At 63.1% G+C, this 14778-nt stretch carries 17 protein-coding genes; all 17 read left to right on the forward strand.

Going from position 1 to position 14778, the window contains the following annotated elements:
• The 17 genes from ABIF91_RS24230 (at position 1) to ABIF91_RS24310 (ending at position 14654) form a co-directional block, all read left to right on the forward strand.
• Positions 1-3216 carry a DUF4815 domain-containing protein gene (locus ABIF91_RS24230; protein ID WP_424579443.1) on the forward strand — a complete coding sequence of 1072 codons (3216 nt, stop codon included), beginning with the start codon at positions 1-3 and terminating at the stop codon, positions 3214-3216.
• A 123-nt stretch (positions 3217-3339) separates the two neighbouring features.
• On the forward strand, positions 3340-4125 hold the full coding sequence (locus ABIF91_RS24235; protein ID WP_424579444.1) for a hypothetical protein: 786 nt from the start codon (positions 3340-3342) through the stop codon (positions 4123-4125).
• Positions 4125-4748 carry a hypothetical protein gene (locus ABIF91_RS24240; RefSeq protein ID WP_028180271.1) on the forward strand — a complete coding sequence of 208 codons (624 nt, stop codon included), beginning with the start codon at positions 4125-4127 and terminating at the stop codon, positions 4746-4748. Before ABIF91_RS24235 ends, ABIF91_RS24240 begins: the two co-directional genes overlap by 1 nt.
• Positions 4749-4750: 2 nt before the next feature.
• Complete coding sequence (locus tag ABIF91_RS24245) at positions 4751-5233, forward strand: hypothetical protein (RefSeq protein WP_155251959.1); 483 nt, start codon at positions 4751-4753, stop codon at positions 5231-5233.
• A gap of 174 nt (positions 5234-5407) precedes the next feature.
• Positions 5408-6724 (forward strand): phage tail sheath C-terminal domain-containing protein, encoded by a 1317-nt coding sequence (locus tag ABIF91_RS24250; RefSeq protein WP_424579445.1) that lies wholly within the window; start codon positions 5408-5410, stop codon positions 6722-6724.
• A 12-nt stretch (positions 6725-6736) separates the two neighbouring features.
• The gene (locus ABIF91_RS24255) at positions 6737-7240 is read left to right on the forward strand and encodes a phage major tail tube protein (RefSeq protein WP_028152691.1); all 504 of its coding nucleotides are present in this window, start codon (positions 6737-6739) and stop codon (positions 7238-7240) included.
• Between the two features lie 69 nt (positions 7241-7309).
• On the forward strand, positions 7310-7588 hold the full coding sequence (locus tag ABIF91_RS24260; protein ID WP_245285487.1) for a phage tail assembly protein: 279 nt from the start codon (positions 7310-7312) through the stop codon (positions 7586-7588).
• Positions 7589-7747: 159 nt separating this feature from the next.
• Positions 7748-8653, forward strand: a complete 906-nt coding sequence (locus ABIF91_RS24265; RefSeq protein WP_424579446.1) for a phage tail tape measure protein — start codon at positions 7748-7750, stop codon at positions 8651-8653.
• Between the two features lie 35 nt (positions 8654-8688).
• The gene (locus ABIF91_RS24270) at positions 8689-10311 is read left to right on the forward strand and encodes a hypothetical protein (RefSeq protein ID WP_424579447.1); all 1623 of its coding nucleotides are present in this window, start codon (positions 8689-8691) and stop codon (positions 10309-10311) included.
• Position 10312: 1 nt separating this feature from the next.
• Positions 10313-10699 carry a phage tail protein gene (locus ABIF91_RS24275; RefSeq protein WP_028180267.1) on the forward strand — a complete coding sequence of 129 codons (387 nt, stop codon included), beginning with the start codon at positions 10313-10315 and terminating at the stop codon, positions 10697-10699.
• Positions 10699-10905 (forward strand): tail protein X, encoded by a 207-nt coding sequence (locus ABIF91_RS24280; RefSeq protein WP_028180266.1) that lies wholly within the window; start codon positions 10699-10701, stop codon positions 10903-10905. The genes ABIF91_RS24275 and ABIF91_RS24280 overlap by 1 nt, the downstream gene beginning before the upstream one ends.
• Complete coding sequence (locus ABIF91_RS24285; protein ID WP_245285486.1) at positions 10902-11972, forward strand: phage late control D family protein; 1071 nt, start codon at positions 10902-10904, stop codon at positions 11970-11972. Before ABIF91_RS24280 ends, ABIF91_RS24285 begins: the two co-directional genes overlap by 4 nt.
• A gap of 70 nt (positions 11973-12042) precedes the next feature.
• Positions 12043-12945 carry an N-acetylmuramoyl-L-alanine amidase gene (locus tag ABIF91_RS24290; protein ID WP_424579448.1) on the forward strand — a complete coding sequence of 301 codons (903 nt, stop codon included), beginning with the start codon at positions 12043-12045 and terminating at the stop codon, positions 12943-12945.
• Positions 12942-13442, forward strand: a complete 501-nt coding sequence (locus ABIF91_RS24295) for a hypothetical protein (RefSeq protein ID WP_028180263.1) — start codon at positions 12942-12944, stop codon at positions 13440-13442. Before ABIF91_RS24290 ends, ABIF91_RS24295 begins: the two co-directional genes overlap by 4 nt.
• A 79-nt stretch (positions 13443-13521) precedes the next feature.
• Entirely contained in the window at positions 13522-13644 is a 123-nt protein-coding gene (locus ABIF91_RS24300; protein WP_256461616.1) for a hypothetical protein, read from the forward strand.
• Positions 13641-13979 carry a hypothetical protein gene (locus tag ABIF91_RS24305; protein ID WP_028180261.1) on the forward strand — a complete coding sequence of 113 codons (339 nt, stop codon included), beginning with the start codon at positions 13641-13643 and terminating at the stop codon, positions 13977-13979. The genes ABIF91_RS24300 and ABIF91_RS24305 overlap by 4 nt, the downstream gene beginning before the upstream one ends.
• A 114-nt stretch (positions 13980-14093) precedes the next feature.
• Positions 14094-14654 carry a hypothetical protein gene (locus tag ABIF91_RS24310; protein ID WP_028180260.1) on the forward strand — a complete coding sequence of 187 codons (561 nt, stop codon included), beginning with the start codon at positions 14094-14096 and terminating at the stop codon, positions 14652-14654.
• Positions 14655-14778 lie beyond the last annotated feature (124 nt).

Raw genomic sequence — 14778 nt, forward strand, 5'->3', positions numbered from 1 at the left:
ATGGCAGACGCGCGCGACCAACTTCCGGCTTACATCAACACCTTCGACAAGACGAAGGGGTATCAGCGTCTCGTTGCGCACTATGACCGCTTCCTGACGAGCAACGAACTGAACGTCATTCAGGACATCGAAGCGAACCGCCTGAAGGGCGTCGCCGATGCCTTCTGGCGCGACGGTTCGCTTGTCTTCGGCGGTGCCATCGTGCTCGGGCCGATCATCAACGCGACCGTCGAAGCGCAGTTGGCGGCGGCCAAGGTCTACATTCGCGGCGCGGTGCATGACATCGAAGCCCGCAACTTCGTCATCTCGGCGGTCGGCACGGTCGTGATCGGCATCTGGCTCCGCACCTTCACCGTGACCTATGAGAACGATCCGACCCTCAAGGGTATGGCTCCGGGCACGCGGGCGCAGGGCGAGCCGGGCGCATCGGCGCTCGCGATGCTCGGCCGGTGGGGCTATGAGGGCGACGGCCAGGAAGGCGACTTCTTCCCGATCTATACCGTCAAGGACGGCACTATCGACACTCCGAACGAGCCCGGCATGGATGACGCCTGGGTGAACCTGCTCGCGCGCTATGACCGCGAGGCGCATGGCGGCTACGTCGTGGAGGGCTTCAACGTAAAGGCGCTCGGCCTCGACGAGTCCAGCAAGCAGACCTTCACCATCTCGGAAGGCACGATCAACGTTTGGGGCTACAAGCGGACCCGGCCCGCCTCCGCGCGCCTTCGCGTTACCGAAGAGCCCGAGATCATGCTGCTCGATGACGAGCCGCATGCAGTCAATTCCGGCACGCAGACGATCAAGGTGCGGTTCGCGCCCATCGCCTCGATCAAGGAAGTCACGATAATCGCCGAGAAGACGGTGACGTTGACGCATGGCAACTTCAGTGGTGCCTCCGATACTCTGCCCGATCCCACCGTCCTCTCGATCCGTCAGGTCAAGCAGGGCGCGACCACCTATGCGCCGACCTCCGACTACAAGTTGACCGGCGCGGCCGTGGATTGGTCGCCGAGCGGTGCGGAGGTTGCGCCGGGCTCGACCTATCAGGTCACGTATCGCTACCTGACCAACGCGGTCCCGACCAACATCACGCGCGATGGCTTCGACATCACCGGCGCGGCCGACGACACGACTGCGTTCATCAAGTACGAGACGAAGCTGCCGCGCTATGACGCCATCGTGGTCGATCAGCAAGGCGTGATCTCATACCTGAAGGGCATTAGCTCGCTGTACGCGCCGCAGCCGACGACCGTCGCGCCGACGCTGCACAAGCTGGCCGATGTCTACAACAATTGGGGTCTCGTCCCGACGATCAAGCAGGTCGCGACCGTCCGCATGCCGTTCGCCGATCTGCGCAGCCTCGAAACGATGGTCAGCGACCTCTACGCACTGGTTGCCGAAGAGCGGCTTCAGCGCGACGTGGATCGGAAGGAAGTCGCCTCGAAGCGCGGCGTGTTCGTCGATCCGATGCTCGAGGACGACATGCGCGATCAGGGCCTTCCTCAGACCGGCGCGATCTTCGGCGGCCTGCTCTGGCTGCCGATCATCCCGACCGTCACGACGATGCCTGCCGACACGGCGCTCACGTACACGTTCGAGAACGTGTTCGAGCAGCGCCAGATCACCGGCGAATCGAAGATCAACCCCTATGCGTCGTTCGGCCCCCCGGCGACCGATGTCGCTCTCAACCCGTCCGTCGATCTTTGGACCGATACGCAGGACGTTTGGACCTCGGTCTTCACGTCTCGCGTCGCTTGGCAGCGCACCAACTTCGCCGCTGGCCCGCTGATCGGGACGACCACCGAGACGACGGATCGCATCGTCAACAACGCCACGGTCGCGGAAGAGACCATCCGTCAGCGCTCGGTCGCCTTCACGATTCACAAGTGGGGCTACAACGAAGTCCTGAAGAAGGTGACGTTCGACGACATCGACGTGACCCCGGCGGGCACCATCCGCGCGGACGGCAATGGCACGCTGACTTCGGCGTTCCAGATTCCGGCGAACGTTCCGGTCGGCGTGAAGCACGTTGCGTTCGAGGGCGTCGGCGGTTCGTCTGCCAATGCGCTCTATACCGCATACGGCTGGCTGACCACGATAACCAACGAACGCACCATCGTCACCACCTATTGGTATAGCGCCGACCCGCTTGCGCAGACCTTCCGTCTGAGCGAGCCCCGGCAGGCGCTCGGCGTGGACGTGAAGTTCACCAAGGTCGGCGACAAGAGCAAGCCTGTGCGGATCCAAATCCGCGAGATCGAGCTTGGCCTTCCGACCGAGCGCGTCGTCGCCGAGTCGATCCTCGACATGAATACCGTGAAGGTCATCGACCCGCTCTCGGTTGCGCCCCGCGTCGAAAGCGACTGGACCTTCGCCGCCTTCGAACGTCCCGTCACGCTGCGCGAGGATCGCAGCTATGCGATCACGCTTCTGACCGAAGACACGAACCATTCGGTCGCCATCGCCGACCTGGGCGGCTTCGACCAGATCAACGGATGGGTGACGAGCAACGCCTTCCCGCTCGGCACCTTCCTCGACGGCTCGGACTCGCGTACCTGGCTGCCCAAGCCGGGCCGCTCGCTGGGCTTCCGCCTGCGCTGCGCCAAGTTCACCCAAGCCGTGAAGACCATCGAGGTCGGTGATCTGCCGGTTGTGAATTGCTCGGACCTGATGCCGCTGCTCGCGGCCGAGCGCCCCGAAGGCACCGCTATCGAGGTCGAGTTCGAGGCCCCGAACGGCGCGAAGTATGTGACGGCCCCGGCTGTGAACGTCTCGCTTCCGCAGGCCATCACCGGCACGCTGAAGGTCCGTCTGCGCGTCACCGGAAAGACCAGCCTCTGGCCGATCATGCTGCCCTACGTTCAGGTTGTGGCGGGCGCGATCCAGGCGGATGGCGACTACATCACGCGCGCCTTCGAGGCGGGCACCGACTCGAAGGTCCGCCTGATCCTCGACGTGTATCTGCCCGGCACTGCGACGTTCGAGGCGAAAATCCAGACGGGCGTCAACGCTGGCTTGCCGGTGTGGTCCGCCTCCAACGCGCTGACGCTCGAAAAGGCCACGCCGCTCGGCGACGGCTGGGAAGAGCGCCAGTACATGCTCGATCACGTCAACCTCGCCACGTCGCGCGCGTATGTGAAGATCAGCGGCGGCCCCGCTGCTCGCTCCAACGCTCGCAACATCCGCGCCGTCGCAGTCAAGTCCACCACGGGTTAATAGGCCATGCCGAACGATAGCACGACGCGCGGTTATCCGCTCCCGCATCCCGACAACGTTGCGCGTGACGACGCGCAGCGGATTCGTGACGCGATCACCGCGATCAGCGAAGACTTGGAAGGCATGGGCATCGAGCCCGCGTCCGAGACCGAGATCGGCGGCGTCCGCCTTGCCACGGCAGCCGAAGCGACCGCAGGCGCGACGCAGGCCGCCGTTCCCGTCGTGAAGCGCGTCATGGACATGATCACGTCGGCTGCGACCGCGCTGCACACGACCATCGTCGGTCAGTACGGTGCTGCGATCACGTCGGCCATCAACGATCTGAAGGGCGGCGTCGAACCGGCCTATGACACGCTTGTCGAGATCGCTGCGAAGCTTACCGACATGACGCAGATCAACGCGATCCTCGACTCGCTCGCGAAGCGTCTGCGCATCGACACGGCCGCGCAGGGGTTGGATGCGACCTCGCAAGCGAATGGTCGGGCCAACCTGGGCCTGGGCAACATCGCTATCGCCAATGGCGTCGTGCTGGCCGATCTCCGCTCCGCAACGGGGCAGGGCGTCCTCACGACTGACATCATGTGGCAGGCCACGCAGTTCAAGAACTACGGCGCGAGCGGCGCAGGCACGGTGCAGATCGACTGCACGCAGGGCTCGCGCTGGACCGTCACGCTCACGGGCAACGTCGTCGTCAGCCTGAACAACCCCAAGGACGGTCAGGTCGTCGATGTCGTGTTCATTCAAGACCCGACCGGCAGCCGAACGGTTGGCTGGAACAGCAACATCCGCTTCCCTGACAACATTGTCCCCAGCGTCTACGCCGGTGCGGGCGCGATTGCGGTGGTCGTGTCCGCCGAGTATCACGCTGGCGTCGGCGCTTGGATCGCGGCGGGCTGGAAGGTCTGGTAATGCTGATCCTTCCGTTTCGTCGCATCATCCCGAGCGCTTTTCCGCCCGTCACTCCCGGCAGCATGGCTTGGACGACGCCGGGCACCTACACCTACACCTTCACCGTCCCCGCGCACCGCAACTTCAACTATGACGTTCGCGGGGCTGGCGGTGGCGGGCAGGGGCCGGGCGGCATGGTCCTCACCACCCCGCCGTTCGGCATGACCTTCAGTCAGGGCGGCACGGGCGACACTGGCGGCACGTCACAAGTCTACCTGCAACAGAACCCCGCGCTTCTGAACGTCATCGCCTTTGGCGGCCAAGGCGGCGCGAACCAAGCAACGGGTGCCGCTGGCACTGCGCAGGGCGGCGACCAGAACATCACCGGAGGCGGCGCGGCTGGCGGCGCAGGCGGTTATCTCGCAAGCGGTGATAGCCCTGTTCAATCAGGATATGGAGGCTATGGCGCTCGCGCGACTAGGAGCCATCTCAGGGGCATTATCTCGATTGGGCAGACTTTGGTGATCAATGTCGGCACCGGCGGCGCTCCCGGCGGCTACGGCGCGAACAGTACGCCATTCAACTTCGCTCAATCGCCGGGGGCCTACGGCCCCAACGGCGCAGTCTACATCTCATGGAGCTAAACGTGAAAATCATTGTTCAGGAAACGTCCCAGGGCGTCTTCACGCAACTCCCTTACGGGCAGACGATCTCTGTCGGCGCGGCTCAACAGAGTTGGCAGATTGTCGAGCTTTGGTCGGACGCGGACCTTAAGAAGATCGGCGTCTACAGGGTTGCACCCGCGACCGCGCCTGACGGCTATAAGATCGTAAGCACGACCATCAAGCGCGTGGACGGCGTCGTGACGCAGGTCGCAATGACGGAGCGCTTGCCGCCGCCGGTGCTGAAGGCCAGCGCGCGCCAACTCCGGCTGGCGATGAACGCCCTGGGGCTCCGCGACGAAATCGAAGAGTACGTCGCTTCGCAGTCGCGCGACGTGCAAGATAGCTGGCAGTGGACGACGGAGTTCGACATGAATCATCCGTTCGTCATTGGCTGCGCCGAGCAGTTGAACAAGAGCGAAGCGGAGCTTGTCGCGCTCTTCACGCTCGCGCAAGGCATCGAGTAAGGGATACCCAAACGGTCCCGACGCCGGGCAGGGTGATCGCTAGGGTACGCTCAATCCCAATACTGAGGATTGAGAGAACAGATGTCCCTTACCGATTTCCTTCACGGCGTCGAGACTGTCGTCGTCGATAGCGGCCCCCGGCCGATCCAGACCGTCCGCTCGTCCGTCATCGGATTGATCGGCACCGCTCCCCTCGCGAACGAAGTGGCGTTCCCCCTCGACACCCCCGTGCTCGTCAACCGTCGTCAGGCGGCGGCCATGATCGGCGCGACCGGCACGCTGCCGCAGGCCATCGACTCGATTTACGATCAGGGCGGTGCGCTCATCGTCGTGGTCCGCGTCGCTGATGCGCAGACCGAGAACGAGCAGCTTTCCAAGGTCATCGGTGGCGTCGATGCCGACACCGGCGCGTTCACCGGCATTCACGTCTTCCGCGCGGCCGAAGCCGAGTGCGGCGTGTCCCCGATGATCCTGATCGCACCGGGCTTCACGCATCAGCGTCCGCTCGGCGTTGCCGGTCATACCGTTACCGCGCAGGGCAACGGCTACACCCAGGCGACCGTGGCCTTCACGGGCGGCGGTGCGGGCGCGGTGCTGCCGACCGCGAAGCCGATCATCACCGGCGGCAAGATCACTGGCCTTGAGTTCGACTCGCTCGGCTTCGGCATCGTCTCGCCGCTGACCGCGACCGTTACCGGCGACGGCACCGGCGCGACCATCACGATCCAGATCGGCGCTTCGGCGAACCCGGTCGTCAGCGAGTTGAAGCAGCTGGCTGATGGCTTCAAGGCGCACATCATCGCCGATGGTCCCTCGACCACCGATGCCGCTGCGTTCGCCTACCGCAACGACCACGGCACGCGCCGCGTGTTCATCGTTGATCCGACCGTCGCGGGTTGGTCCGTGAAGACCAGCACCTACGCGCTCGAACACTCGTCCGCCCGAGTGGCTGGCCTGATCTCGCGCGTGGACAACGAGAAGGGCTTTTGGGAGTCGCCGTCGAACAAGGAAGTCTATGGCATCGGCGGCCTGGGCCGTCCCATCGACTACGCCTACGGCGACAAGAACAGCCGCGCGAACATTCTCAACGAGAATGAGATCGCGACGTTCATCCGCGACGAAGGTTGGTATCTGTGGGGCAACCGCACCTGCTCGGCCGATCCGAAGTTCGTCTTCCTGTCCGTCTCGCGTACCGGCGACATGATCGACATCTCCATCGCGAAGGCCCATCGCTGGGCGGTGGATCGCTCGATCACCAAGCAGTATTTCGAGGACGTGACCGCGTCGGTGAAGGCGTACATGCGCCAGCTTCGCGTGCGCGGTGCGATCCTCGGTGGTGACTGCTGGGTCGATCCCGAGTTCAACACCGAAGCCGACATCTCGCAAGGTCATGTGACGTTCTCGTATGACTTCACCCCGCCGTACCCGGCCGAGCGTGTGACCTTCCGGTCGCATCTCGTCTCGGACTACATCCGCAACCTCTTCGCATAACGGGGACGAAAGATGATCCCGCGCGTACTTCGCAACTTCAACAGCTTCGTGAACGGCGTCGGTTACGCCGGTCGCATCTCCGAAGTCGAACTGCCCGAGCTTTCCGTGAAGACGGAAGAGTATCGCGGCGGCGGCATGGACGGCAATGTCGAGTTGGACATGGGCCTCGAAACGCTGACCGCCAAGTTCACCTTCGGCGAGTATGCCAACCAGATTCTCGGTCTGTGGGGCAACATGGACGGCAACGCCGCCCGTATCCAGCTTCGCGGCGCGCTTCAGCGTGACGGCGAGACTGCGGTCCCGATGACCGTCGATCTGCACGGCGGCTTCAAGAAGAACACGTTGGGCACCTGGAAAGCGGGCGACCTGACGCAGAACGAAGCCGAGATGTCCATCCGGTATCTGAAGATTCAGATTCAGGACACCGTCGTTGTCGAGATCGACATCGACAACATGATCCGCATCGTCAACGGCGTGGATCAGCTTGCGTCCATTCGCACTGCGATGGGCATGTAGGGCAACATGGCCGACCCCTCTACGCGCAAGCGCACGGGTCGGTCCTCAACTTAGTGGGAGAACTAGACTGTGACTGAGAAGAAAGACATGCGGCTGTCGGCGGAAATCACGCTCGACTTTCCGTTCGAGGTCGATGGCAAGACCTACAAGACGATGACCATGCGTCGGCCGAAGACGAAGGACTCGCTTAAGGCCGCGAAGTTCAAGGGCCACGACGCCGACAAGGGAATCCTGCTCCTGTCCGACCTCTGCAACGTCGCGCCGGACGTGATCGCGGAGCTTGACGAGATCGACGCGAAGAAGCTGAGCGACCAACTCGATGCTTTTCGTGGGGGTCAGTCGAGCTAAGCGATCTCCGAAAGGGGATTCTGACGCTCGTTCGGCTGACCAAAGGCGGCGTCTCGATCTCTGAAGTCGAGGAAATGTCCCTCGACGATTTCTACGGCTGGCTTGAAGACGCCACGAAGCTTCAGGCCGACATCAACAAGGCGATGAAGGCAAAGTAACATGGCGACCGGCTTCTCCGTATTCGTCAACATCGGGGGCAAGGTTAGCCCCAGCCTCAACGCCGCAGTCAACGCAGCGAAGTCCCAGGTCAACAGCCTGGGAGCTTCGCTCGCTGGCATGGCTGCAAAAATGAACGCGCCGTTCGCGGCCGTAAACAAGCATCTCGCCGATACCTCGAAGCGCATGGCCGTGATGCAGCGGCATGGCCGCAACGCGACGCTCGGCGTCACGACGCCCGCCGCGTGGTTCGGCGCGAGCATGATCAAGGACGCTGCCGAGTTCGCCAAGGCGGGCAACATGGTCGAGGCGTTGGGCGAAGCGACGAAAGAGCAGCGCGTCGAGCTTTCCAAGATGGCGCAGGATTTGGCCGGTCGGTATGACGCCGGTGGTGCCACGGGCATCATGAAGTCGGCGACCGAGCTTCTGAAGGCGGGCTTCACGTTCGAGCAGGCCAAGGGTGCGCTCGAACAGGTCTTGGCCGCGTCCGCGCTCGCGGGCGACATGACGCCTGCCGATGTCGGCGCGTCGCTGAGCAAGACGATCACGCAATTTCGCATGCCCATGAAGACCTATGAGCAGGCGATGAAGTCTTCGACCGTCGTCACTGACCGCATGGTCTACGCCGCCGTGTCAACGGTCGCGTCCATGAAGGACATCTCTGAGTCGTTCAAGTATGCGGGCGGCGTCGCCGCAACTACGGGCAATTCGCTCGACTCCGTGACCGCGATGGTCATGGCGTTCGCGAAGGCCGGTGTACTCGGCTCCGAATGCGGGCGTCGCGCTGCGCTCTGCCATCGTGCGTCTCGTCAAGATGCCGAAGGGCGGCATGAAGGCGTTGAGCCGGATCGGCATGAACCTTTCCGACTACACCCAGGCACGGCCTGTCACCGCCGACACGGTTCTTGAGAACCTGAAGGCGGACGGCATCGACGCGAGCGGCGTTGAAGGGGCAGATCGCCGACGCGATCAAGAACAACCAAGGCAACCACGCCGGGTTGTCGGCCGCGATCACCAAGGCCGTGCAAGGGGCCATCGGAAGTTCGTCGGCGGTCGACGCCGACAAGATTTCGGAGTCCGTGAACGACGCCGTCGCTGCGGCGGGGTCGAAGGTGGACATCACGAAGTTCATGACCGACCTGAAGAAGAAGATGGACGACGGTGTCGCGACGACCGGCGACATCGCGCAGATTCTCGAAGCACGCCACATCTCACGTTACATGGCGTTGCTGAAGGCCGACCTCCCGGCGATGATCAAAGAGGTCGAAGAGAAGTCTGACGGCTATTCGCAGAAGCAATACAAGATCGCCAACCAAGGCTTGCCTGCGGTCCTGCTCAAGCTCGGCGCTGCCTGGGAGAAGTTCCGCAACACGATTGTTGAGTCGGTTGGCAACGACATCGCCAACGCCTTCACGAAGCTTGCGGACACTTTGCAGAAGCTGTCCGAGACGAACCCGGCGCTGTTGAAGACCGGCGTGTACTTTGCCGCTGCGGCTGCCGCCGCCGGTCCGCTGCTCTTCGTCCTGGGCGCGCTCGGGCGTGTCGGGCTGCTCGCAATGCGCGGCCTCAACCTCGCGGTGCTCGGGATGCTGTTGCCGTTCCGGCTGCTCGCCGGAGTGATCGCTGGCGTCGGGGTTGCCGCTGTAGGCCGCTTGGCGGCGATGGCCCTGGGCTTCCGCATGCTGACGGCCCTGGGGGCAGGGGCGACGCTCTCGGCTCTCGGCGGCTCTCTGCTCGCCCTGGGGCGGTCGATCCTGCTCTTCCCGCTGACGGCTCTGCGGGCCATCGGCCTCGCCATGTGGGCGCTGGTCGCCAACCCGGTCGGTCTGATCATTACGGCGCTGGTCGTCGCGCTGACGGCTTTGAGCGTGTGGGTCTACAACAATTGGGCGGGCATCAAGGAGTTCTTCGCCGGGTTCGGTCAGGGCTTCATGGAAGGTCTCGGCCCCGCCGGTCCGGCCGTGAAGGCAATCTCGGACGGCTTGGCCTCGGTCTACAATTGGATGTCGCAATTGCTCGGTCCGCTCGACGCGACCAATGCGAAGTGGCGCGAGTGGGGCCAGACCGTTGGCGGCGTTGCAGCGTCGGGCGTGCGGTCGGTCATCTCCGCGATCCAAAGCCTGATTGGCTTCTTCGGCGCAGCCATCGACAAGGCGATGTCGCTGGGCAGCGCCATCAAGGGCATCTTTAGCAGCGGCGGCGGGGGCAAGGGAGCCCCGGCAGGCGGTGCGGCCCCTGCGCCTATTGCTGGCGCTCGCGCTATGGGCGGGCCTGTGAGCTTCGGCAAGCCGTACCTTGTCGGCGAGCAAGGCCCCGAGCTTTTCGTGCCCGGCATGTCCGGCCGCATCGAGCCCAACGACACGCTGCGCCGTCTGACCTCGGATGGTGCGTCGGCGGTCGCCAGTTCGAGCGAGAACAACACGACGGTCTCGCGCAGCAACACGGCGCAGATCACCGTCCAAGTTCAGGGCGGCAACCCCAACGATGTTCGTCGGGCGGCTGAAGACGCGGTCTACGCGGCCTTCGCGCGGCTCGAGTCCGAGCAGCGTGGACTCTTGAGCGACTGACATGCAGAGCACCGTCCTTCTCGCGCTGGGCGCGTACCGCTTCTCGATCAACACCGGCGCCTATCAGAAGTTCGACCGGACTTCGGCCTGGCGCTGGCCGTCCACGGAGCGGATCGGCATGGCTCCGGCACCGCAGTACGTCGGCCCCGGCGAGGACACGATCACGCTCGATGGCGTGATCTATCCGCACTATCGCGGCGGGCTGCGGCAGGTCGATCAGATGCGTGCGCAGGCCGGGATTGGGCAGCCGCTCCCGCTCGTCACCGGCTTCGGCCGGTATCTCGGGAACTACGTGATCGAGAAGATCAGGGAGGGGCAAGAGACCCTGATGTCGGACGGTGCTCCCCGTAAGATCGAGTTCACGATTGATCTGAAGGCTTACGTCTGATGGCGCAATACACGACCATCGAAGGCGATACGGTTGACCTGATCGCCTACAACCGCTTCGGCGTCACGCACGGCGCGACGGAGGCGATCCTGCGCGCCAACCCCGGCCTCGCCGCCGCCGGGACGAAGCTGCCGCAAGGCATGACCATCAACATCCCCGCCTTCACGGTGAAGAGGGTCAACACGGCCGCGAGGATTTGGTCGTGACGCCCGCTGCCCGCATCCTGCTCGACGGCCGCGACATTACGGCCAACCTGATCCCGGCCCCCTTCGGCCTGCCGTTGGAAGGCGGCGGCCACGTCATTCCCGGCGGCGTCCTGGGCGGCGGCCCGCTGCTCTCGCTGACCGTTCAGGACAATGAGGGAAAGAAGTCCGATAGCTGCGAGCTTGAGATCGACAATCGGGAGCACATCCCTGCGCCGGGCAAAGGCTCCAAGCTTCAGGTCTCGCTCGGCTTCGTCGAGACCGGCGTCAACTACATGGGCACCTTCCTCATCGACTCTTGGACGAAGAAGGGGCGTCCGAAGATCATGACCGTGACGGCGAAGGCCGCCGGTCTGACCACGGAAATCAAGTCGCCGAAGTCGCGCTCGTATCATGAGAAGAGCGTCGATGACATTGTGCAGTACATCGCCGGGCGCAACGGCCTGTCGGCCATCGTCAACGGCGAGGTCGGCGGGATCAAGATCGACCACATCGATCAGTCGAGTGAGTCCGATTTGAACTTCCTGACGCGCTTGGCGGGCCGTGTGGGGGCGAATTTCAAGCTGGCCGATGAAAAGGTCATCTTCAACAAGGCGGGCTCTGGCATGCTTCCTAGCGGCGGCGCGGCCCCCGTATTCATGCTGACCGAGATCGGCGTGACCGATTGGGATTGCACCGGCTCGACGCGCGGCGACTACAAGTCGGTCGAGGCCGCGTGGCACAACATCAAGAAGGGCGAGCGCGAGTGGGTGAAGGAAGGCGGCGGCAACCCTGTCTTCCGCAGCCGCAAGCTGTTCAAGACCAAGGAAGAAGCGGAGGCGCAGGCCAAGGCCACGAAGGGCGCGCTCGCTCGCGGCAAGAAGGTCTTCGCCGCCAACTTCCTCGGTCGCACTGAGATGTTCGCCGGGGCGGGTCTCACTGCCATCGGCTTCGACCCCGACTGCGACGGCAGCTACACGATCAAATCGGCGACGCATCGTCTCAATGATCAGGGCCTCACGACGCGCATCTCTTGCGAGACCGCTGGCGAAGGAAGTGACGACTTTTGGGGCGGTGGCGGCGGCGGGTAACGGCTACCCGAACGGCCCTGCGCGCAACGCAACGATTGGCGATGATGCTCTCAACAAACGGAGAGACATCATGTCGATCAGCATCAAGAATGGTCTTGGGTATCGGGACGGAGTCGCGTTTCCGTTCGTCAAGAGCCCGAACCACGGCGGCGCTCTGAAGCCGCGCTTCATCGTGATCCACGACACCGCGTCGGGCCTCAAGGATGACGGCGACATTTCGTGGCTGACCAATCCGGCGGCGAAGGTCTCGGCGCATGTCGTCGTTAGCCGCCAGGGCAAGATCACCCAGCTTGTGCCGTTCAACGTAGTGGCGTGGCACGCCGGGCAGTCCCAATGGAAGGGGCTGAAGTTCATGAACAGCTACGCGGTCGGCATCGAGATCGACAACCCCGGCAAGCTTCAGAAGGTGTCGGAGGGCGTCTACAAGAACGACATCTGCACCATCGACACGAACAAGGACCCGTCGCTCAAGGTCGAGTACGCGAAGACCACGGCGCACGGTGCGGGCTACTGGCTGCACTACAGCCCCGAGCAGATTGCGGCCGTCACCGACCTGTGCTTCGCGCTCGCGCAGACCTTCAAGATTGAGGACATCATCACGCATTGGATGATCTCGCCGGGCCGCAAGATCGATACCAACCCGCTGTATCCGCTGGATCAGTTGAAGGCTTCGGCGCTTCCGTATCATCCGGTCGGCCTTCTCTCGGCGCCGGAAGGCGGCGAGCGCCACGACACCGACGAAGCCGGTGAAGAGCAGGTCGATCTCGAACCGCACAGCGATGTCCGTGACGAGAGTGCGACCGCGCCGGGCAAGCTGAAGGCGTTCATCAAGAGCAAGCTCACGGCGGCCTCCGGCCTCTTCGGTGGCCTGTCCATCACGTCCTTCCTGGGCGTGCTTCAGGATTGGAAGGTCATCGTCGCCCTGGGCATCCTGATCGGCCTCGCTCTCTGGATTTGGCTGGAAAAGGAATGATCAAGAAGTTCTTCACGGACGCCTTTGAGTCCACGGCGATCAGCGACTTCCTATGGGCAGCGGCGACTTCCGAGATCGCGCTGTCCGCCCTGAGCGTTCTGATCGTCGTGGCCGCAATCGTCGGCTACCTGCCCATCGTGAGCACGCTGCTCGGCGGCTACGCGAAGACCGCCAAGCTCGTCTTCATCCTCGCTCTGACGGCGCTCGTCTTCCTGCTCGGCTTCAGAACTGCCGACCATCGGGCCGAAGCGAAGATCCTTCGCGATCAAATCGCGGCGCGCGACGACGTGATCGCTCGGCAGAAGTCGAGTCTCGACATGGCGCTCGACGCCGCCGAGACGGCGAGCAAGCAGCGTGACGAAGCGGCGCAGCGCGCCTTGGAAGCACAGGACGAAATCGATGACTATGAAAAACGCCTCAAGGCTCGGCCGAACGCTGCTTGCCTGCTCACTCCTGACGATTTCCCTGTCGGCGTGCAAGACCACGGAAAGCGTTAGGCCGTCGCCGGACTTCAGCGTCCCGCACGAGTCCACGCTCGTTCTCGACGAAGTGCCCGCTCCGAAGGTGGTGCCCGGCATGGACGCGCGCGTTGCGTGGAAGCTCGAACAGGCCGCTCGTAAGGAAGCGAACAAGCGTCTCCGGATCTCTCGTTCCAACGTGCGCGAAGTGCGCCTCAAGGCGTCGGCCAAAGCCAAATGATCACTATGGAAGAAGGCGTAGCTCTTACGGTCGTCGGGCTCGTTGGCTCGGCTGTCGGGTATGTCATCCGCAATGCCATCGCGCACACGAAGAATGAGGCGTCCGCGAAGGCGGGGCAGGCCATTGCCAATGAGGCGAAAGCCGCGGCGGCGGAAGCCCACCGGCTGGCTGCCGCGACCGAGCGCGAGCTTTCGCAGTTCCGCGAAAAGGTCGCGCTGGAATACGCGACCATTCACCTGATCGACCGCCTCGAAGAGCGGTTGGTGCGCTCGCTCGACCGGATCGGCGAGCGGTTCGACGCGTTCCTGACTTGGCAGAGCGGAAAGGCATCATGAGTACGGGTGGCGGGCGGAAGGAAGCTATTGTAATCCGGAACGGCCCTTAGCGTGGCCTCGTATCCTTGATATGTTGTCCCGCCATACTTCCGATGATTCGTTCGAAGGGGGCAAATGACCTGGCTAGAGTTTTTCAAGACATTCGCGGGGCCAATGGCGACGGTCATTGCCTCCGTTACGGCCGGCGTCGTGGCGATCTGGTTTGGCACCGTCCAGGCCGGTATCGCACGGAGCCAAGCGGCCACTTCAGCCGCGCAGAAGGATATTGCGAATGCTCAGTTAAAAATCGCATTCGACAAGTTAAAGCATGACCTATTCGACAAACGGTACGAAATTTATCTTGCGGCAAAAGGCGTCATCGAGGCGATATTCAATCATTCTCCTGTGAACGATGCTGATCCGGCATTAAAGAAGTTGCGCCTTAAACTAGACGAAGCTCGTTTCTTCTTTCCACCCGACACCCTAGCCTTCTGTGAGAACATCGAGAAGTTAGTGTACGAAGTGCTCGTCGCGTCTCGGGCCGCAAGTGGTTACTCGGAAGACCGACCGGAACGACATGAGTTGAGGGATCAACAGGCCAAGGGCGAAATCCAGTTGGCAAGAATTTACGAGGAGCTTGCGAAACGGTTTGAGCGAGATCTAGGCTTTGAGCAGCTCACCAAGCCAGTAGCGTGACGTTCCAGATCACTGCGTCGAACGATAGTTCCGTCGAGCCGGACGAAGGCTGGGATAAAGGCTACTGAACTGATCTCGCGGCGCGGCACGCAACTGGCTTTCCTGTCTGTGACCTTAATGGAGA

The sequence above is a fragment of the Bradyrhizobium sp. USDA 241 genome (genome assembly GCF_049739505.1).
GTDB lineage: Bacteria > Pseudomonadota > Alphaproteobacteria > Rhizobiales > Xanthobacteraceae > Bradyrhizobium > Bradyrhizobium liaoningense.